Annotated in this window: 5 protein-coding genes; 4 read left to right on the top strand and 1 reads right to left on the bottom strand. The window is 76.5% G+C overall.

The annotated features are described in order from the left end of the window. Positions 1 to 1,376, bottom strand: a 1,376-nt coding sequence (locus FNQ90_RS28125; protein WP_182605996.1) for a PucR family transcriptional regulator ligand-binding domain-containing protein, incomplete at its 3' end; no start/stop codon positions are given. A 440-nt stretch (positions 1,377 to 1,816) separates the two neighbouring features. On the opposite strand from FNQ90_RS28125, the gene FNQ90_RS09720 reads away from it, so the two are divergent. The 4 genes from FNQ90_RS09720 to FNQ90_RS09735 form a co-directional block, all read left to right on the top strand. Next, on the top strand, positions 1,817 to 2,749 hold the full coding sequence (locus tag FNQ90_RS09720; protein WP_182605997.1) for an FAD binding domain-containing protein: 933 nt from the start codon (positions 1,817 to 1,819) through the stop codon (positions 2,747 to 2,749). Beyond that, positions 2,740 to 3,345 carry a (2Fe-2S)-binding protein gene (locus FNQ90_RS09725; RefSeq protein WP_182605998.1) on the top strand — a complete coding sequence of 202 codons (606 nt, stop codon included), beginning with the start codon at positions 2,740 to 2,742 and terminating at the stop codon, positions 3,343 to 3,345. The genes FNQ90_RS09720 and FNQ90_RS09725 overlap by 10 nt, the downstream gene beginning before the upstream one ends. A gap of 47 nt (positions 3,346 to 3,392) precedes the next feature. Then, on the top strand, positions 3,393 to 5,810 hold the full coding sequence (gene pucD / locus FNQ90_RS09730; protein WP_182606000.1) for a xanthine dehydrogenase subunit D: 2,418 nt from the start codon (positions 3,393 to 3,395) through the stop codon (positions 5,808 to 5,810). 80 nt (positions 5,811 to 5,890) lie between these two features. Further along, positions 5,891 to 6,127: XdhC family protein (locus tag FNQ90_RS09735; RefSeq protein WP_182605999.1), on the top strand; the 237-nt coding region annotated here is incomplete at its 3' end.

Here is a 6,127-nt window from a genome sequence, read left to right on the forward strand (position 1 = left end):
GTCTCGCCCCGCGCGGCGGCCACCCGCCGCGCGTGCCGGGCCTCCTCCAGCGCGCCGGCGAGCCCGTCGGCGGAGGCCACGGGGTCCGAGACCCCCACGCTAAGCCGTCCCCCGGGCCCCAACCCGGCGGTCAGCGCCGGGCGGACCGCGTCCAGCAGCGCACCGGGGGTCAGGGGGACGGACCCGACCCCCGCCGGTGTGGTGGGGAGCGGGGCGAGGAGGGCGACCGCCTCGTCGTCCACCTCGGTCACCACCGCTCCGGCCGGCCCGTCGGGGGACCCGTCCACGGGGCCGGGGGCGCCGGGCATCCCGGGCGCCGCGCCCGCCCGCTCCCGGGCGCCCGCCACCAGATCGGTCAACAGCAACCGCGCCGCGCGGGCGTCGGCCCGGGGCGGAACCCCGGCGTCGCCACCACCGTCCCCCGGGCGTTCCAGCACCGCGACCACCACCTGTCGACCCGCGCCCGGACGCCCGCGCGCGGCGTCGGGAATGGGCACCAGCAGGTCGAGCCGGGCGGCGACGACGGCGGAGGGCGCGCCCGACCGCGCCAGTTCGACCACCTCCCGGGCCAACCGGCGCCAGGCCGCGCCGGCCGCGTCCGCGCGCCGGCGCTCATCGGCCACCAGTCCGGCGGTCGCCGCCAGCAGCTCCACCCGGCGGCGCGGCCAGCGATCGGGATCGCCCACGACGGCCAGCAGCTCCCCGGCGGGTCCGGCGGCGTCGAGCGGGGGAGGGGTACCGTCCGGGCCCGGGGGCGCCACCGGGAAGAGCGCGTGGGGCGTGCCGGCCACGACCACCCGGGCCGGTCCCGGAGCGCCCCCGGCCCCGGCCCGGGCGCACAGCAGCGGCGTGCCCGCGTCCGGCACCGGCGGTTCGCCGGTGGTGTCCACCAGCACCCGTCCGGAGGGTGAGACCAGGAGGGCCCGCAGCCCCGGCTCGACCCCACCGACGGGGGACCCGGCCCCGCGCCACCGCTCCAGGGCGGTCGCCATCTCCCCGGCCGGACTCCCGGACAACCTCCGGGAGACGTGCTCGGTGATGGTGGTGAACCCCACGGAGGTGTCAACGGCCAGCAGCGGCAGCCCGTGTCGGGCGCACGCCTCCACCACGTCCCGGGGGACCGAACCCAGCTCGGCCTCACCGGCCGCCAGGGCGGCCACCCCGGCCCCCACCAGGATCCGCACGAAGGGCTCGGCGTCACCGGACCCCCGCCACCACGCCAGGCCGGTCAGCACCAACTCGCCGCCGACCAGGTAGCGCCCGGGGTCGCGCAGGTCGGTGGTCATCGTGCCGCGCACGGGGCGGTCGGCGGGGAGCGGATCGCCCAGCGGACGCAGTCCCAGCTCCGGGACGTCGAGGAGATCGCGCAGTCGCATGCCGGCCCGATTCCGTTGGGGAGGGACCGGCTGCCGGAGCTCGGCCCATCGGCCCGCCGATCCACCGGCCCTCGGGGGTTCTTTGTACGAATCTACAAGAGGTGGTCCCGGACGTTACACCGACTTGGGCGCTTCGGTGACTGCCCGGGACACCCCGGGGCGGGATGTACTGGAGTACCCGGCCCCGGGAGGGGCGCGCGGACCGGTGGCGCACCCCCGCCCGGGCCCGGGCGCCCACGGACCACCGCGCGCGAGCCGGCCCGACCGCGGGAGCGGCGGGGGTTCGGCGGGCGGCCCTCGGGGCGTCGCCGGGGCTCCGGCGACGGTTCGCGAGAGGATCCGACGGGCCGGGCCCCGGTCCGGACCCGAAGCCCGCGGAGGCCGGCGGTGCCCCGGGGCCGACGAGGGACAACGAACGCAGGACGAGGGAGAGCGTGGCCATGGACTTCCTGCGCCCCGGCGACTGGCGGGAGGCGCTGGCCCTGAGGGCCGAGCGTCCCGGCGCCCTGCCGATCGCGGGCGGCACCGACGTGATGGTGGAGATCAACCACGGGGGACGCCGTCCGGAGGCGCTGCTCGACCTGTCCGCCCTCGCCGAACTGCACGCCCTGGAACACGAGCCGGCCGGGGAGGACCCGGCCGCCCCCGCCGGCCGGGTGCGGCTGGGGGCCGCCGTTCCCTACAGCCGGGTGGTCACCGAACTGGGCGCCGAACTGCCCGGCCTGGCCCTGGCCGCCCGCACCGTCGGGTCCCCACAGATCCGCAACCGCGGCAGTGTCGGCGGGAACCTCGGCGCCGCCTCCCCCGCCGGGGACTGCCACCCCGCCCTGTTGGCCTCCGGCGCCGAGATCGAGGCCGTCTCGGTGCGCGGCACCCGGCACATCCCCGTCGACGACTTCTACCTCGGCGTCAAGCGCAACGCCCTCGCCCCCGACGAGCTGATCCGCTCCGTGCGTGTACCCCGGGCCACCGGTCCGCAGCAGTTCTCCAAGGTCGGCCCGCGCAACGCCATGGTCATCGCCGTCTGCGCGGTGGCCGTGGCCCTGCATCCGGGACGGGGCCGGGTGGGCGTCGGCATCGGCTCCGCCGCCCCCACCCCCGTGCGGGCCCGGGAGGCGGAGGAGTACATCGCGGGTGTCCTCGCCGACGGCGATCTGTGGGAGCGACGTGATCCGATTCCCCCCGCCGCCGCCCGCCGCTTCGCCGAACTGGTGGCCGCCGCCTGTTCGCCCATCGACGACGTGCGCGGCACCGCCGCCTACCGCCGGCACGCGGTGGCGGTGATGGCCCGCCGCACCCTGGGATGGTGCTGGGAGGCCCACCGCGCCGGCGCGTCCGACCCCCGACCGGAAGGAGGCGCGCCGTGCGCCTGAGCTGTACCGTCAACGGCCGTCGACGGGTGGCGGACGACGTGTGGGAGGGCGAGAGCCTGCTGTACGTCCTGCGCGAGCGGCTGGGTCTCCCCGGCTCGAAGAACGCCTGCGAGCAGGGGGAGTGCGGGTCCTGCACCGTGCGGTTGGACGGTGTGCCGGTGTGCGCCTGCCTGGTCGCGGCCGGACAGGCCGAGGGACGGGAGGTGACCACGGTCGAGGGCCTTCCCGCCCTGGCCGCCGCCCGCGCCGCCGGTGCCGACCCGCGCCCGGGCGCCGGGGAGGCCGCGGAGCCGATGGAGCACGCGGAGTCGATGGAGCACGCGGGACCGACGGACGGGGCCGGGGCGCGGCGGGAGGGTGACCCGCCCCTGGCACCGGTCCAGCGGGCCTTCATCGAGGCCGGCGCCGTCCAGTGCGGCTTCTGCACCCCCGGCCTGCTGGTCGCCGCCGACGAACTCATCGAGCGCAACCCCGGGCCCACCGACGCCGACATCCGGGAGGCCCTCGCCGGCAACCTGTGTCGCTGCACCGGGTACGAGAAGATCCTGGACGCCGTGCGGCTGGCCGCCGGCCGCGCGGCCGCCGGGCAGGAGTGATCGACGTGCCCGACGCCCGCGAACTCCCCGACGCCCCGGCCGGACCCGTGATCCCGGCCGACCACACCCGACGCGTCCCCGTCGACGGCGGTGTCGGTGCCTCCACCCGGCGCCCCGACGGCGTCCCCAAGGTCACCGGCGACTTCGCCTACGCCTCCGACCTGTGGCACGAGTCCATGCTCTGGGGACACACCCTGCGCAGCCCGCACGCCCACGCCGCGATCCGCGCCGTCGACGTCTCGGCCGCCCTCGCCGTGCCCGGCGTGCACGCCGTCCTCACCCATGACGACCTCCCCGCCGAGGAGAAGCACCACGGCCTGGAGATCCGCGACACCCCCGTGCTCGCCCGCGACCGGGTGCGTTACCACGGGGAACCGGTCGCTCTGGTGGCCGCCGACCACCCCGAGATCGCCCGTCGCGCCGCCGACCTCGTCCGCGTGGACTACGAGGAACTGCCGGTGGTGGTCGACGAGGCCGGCGCCACCGCCCCCGACGCGCCGGTGCTCCACCCGGGCCGCACCGACCGCCACGCCGCGCACGTCCCGCACCCCAACATCGTGCACCGCCAACCCGTCGTGCGCGGCGACGTGGCCGCCGCCCGCGCCCGCGCCGCCGTGATCGTCACCGGCGAGTACGAGGTGGGGATGCAGGACCAGGCGTTTCTGGGGCCGGAGTCCGGGATGGCCGTGCCCGACGGCGAGGGCGGCGTGGACCTGTACGTCGCCACCCAGTGGCTGCACGCGGACCTGTGGCAGATCGCCCCGGTCCTCGGACTGCCCGAGGACCGGATCCGGATGACGCTCTCCGGCGTCGGCGGTGCCTTCGGCGGGCGTGAGGACCTGTCGATGCAGATCCACGCCTGCCTGCTGGCGCTGCGCACCGGCCGGCCGGTGAAGATGGTGTACGACCGCACCGAGTCCTTCTTCGGACACGTCCACCGCCACCCGGCCCGCCTGCGCTACGAACACGGGGCCGACCGCGACGGCCGTCTCACCCACCTGACCGCCCGCATCGTCCTGGACGGCGGCGCCTACGCCTCCTCCTCCCCGGCCGTGGTGGGCAACGCCGCGTCGCTGGGCGCCGGCCCCTACGAGGTGCCGAATGTCGACATCGAGGCCCTGGCCCTGTACACCAACAACCCGCCGTGCGGGGCGATGCGCGGCTTCGGCGCGGTCCAGGCGTGCTTCGCCTACGAGAGCCAGATGGACAAGCTGGCCGCCGCCCTCGGGATGGACCCCGTCGAACTGCGCCGGCGCAACGCCATGTCCAAGGGCTCGCTCATGCCCACCGAACAGGTGGTGGACTCCGCCGCGCCGGTGGCCGAACTGCTGGAACGCGTCCGGCGTCGGCCCCTGCCGCCCGAGCGCCCGTGGGAGAGCGGCGGCCCGCGGGGCGCGGCCGGCCCCGACCCGAGGGAACTGCCCGGCGGCCTGTCGAACACCACCCGGGGCGAGGACGTGGTGCGCGGCGTCGGCTACGCGGTCGGCATCAAGAACGTGGGCTTCTCCGAGGGCTTCGACGACTATTCCACCGCCCGGGTGGGGCTGCGGGTGGTCGGCGGCGAGCCGGTGGTGAGCGTGCACACCGCCATGGCCGAGGTGGGCCAGGGCGGTGTGACCGTGCACGGCCAGATCGCCCGCACCGAACTGGGGGTCGAGCGGGTCGTCATCCGCCCCGCCGACACCCGGGTGGGCTCGGCGGGATCCACCTCCGCCTCCCGCCAGACCTACGTCACCGGTGGCGCGGTCCGCAACGCCTGCGTGCTGGTGCGCGGGAGGCTGATCGAGCTGGCCCGGCGGCGCTTCGGCGGGAACGGCGACCCCGTCTGGTCCGATCCGGACCTGCGGCCGTTCGACGGGGCCATCGTGACCGCGACCGGCGAGCGTCTGGTGGGGATCGCCGAGGTCCTGGGCGGGGAGACGATCGAGATCGAGCGGCGGTGGCGGCACCGTCCCACCGAGCCCTTCGACATCCGCACCGGCCGGGGCAACGGCCACGTGCAGTACTCCTTCGCCGCCCATCGGGCGGTGGTGGAGGTGGACACCGGGCTGGGGCTGGTCAAGGTGGTGGAACTGGCCTGCGCCCAGGACGTGGGCCGGGCCCTCAACCCGTTGTCGGTGGTGGGGCAGATCCAGGGCGGCACGGTGCAGGGCCTCGGGCTGGCGGTGATGGAGGAGATCCTCGTCGGCGCGGACGCCCGGGTGCGCAACGCCTCCTTCACCGACTACCTGATTCCCACCGTCCTGGACACCCCGACCATCCCGGTGGAGTTGCTGGAACTGGCCGACGAGCACGCCCCCTACGGCCTGCGCGGCGTCGGTGAGGCTCCCACCCTCTCCTCCACTCCGGCGGTGGTGGCCGCCATCCGGCAGGCCACCGGCCGGGCCCTGCACCGCGTCCCGGTCCGCCCCGAGCACCTGGTGGACCTCGCCGTGCCCGACACCGGCCTTCCGACGCCGGATTGACGATGGGCTGACGGGCGGCTGACGGGAACACGGTAGCCGGTGCGACACGGGAGCGGGGAAGAAGAGCGAGGGAGGCACGCATGCTGGACATCGCGACCGAACTGGCCCGCTGGTGCGCGGAGGGTCGCTCCTTCGCCGTGGCCACCGTCGCCGCGGTGGACGGCAGCGCGCCCCGTGGCCCCGGCGCGGCGCTGGCCGTGGACGCCGACGGCGCCGTGCTCGGCGGCGTCTCCGGCGGCTGCGTGGAGGGCGAGGCGTACCGGCTGTGCCGGGAGGTCCTGGAGACCGGGCGGCCCGCCCGGGAGCGGTTCACCCCC

The organism is Streptomyces alkaliphilus (genome assembly GCF_014141535.1).
Lineage (GTDB): Bacteria > Actinomycetota > Actinomycetes > Streptomycetales > Streptomycetaceae > Streptomyces > Streptomyces alkaliphilus.

What these genes read in the sequence shown, in the direction of transcription:
- FNQ90_RS09720 (WP_182605997.1), top strand. Translation starts at nt 1,817, where the DNA reads ATGGACTTCCTGCGCCCCGGCGACTGGCGGGAGGCGCTGGCCCTGAGG.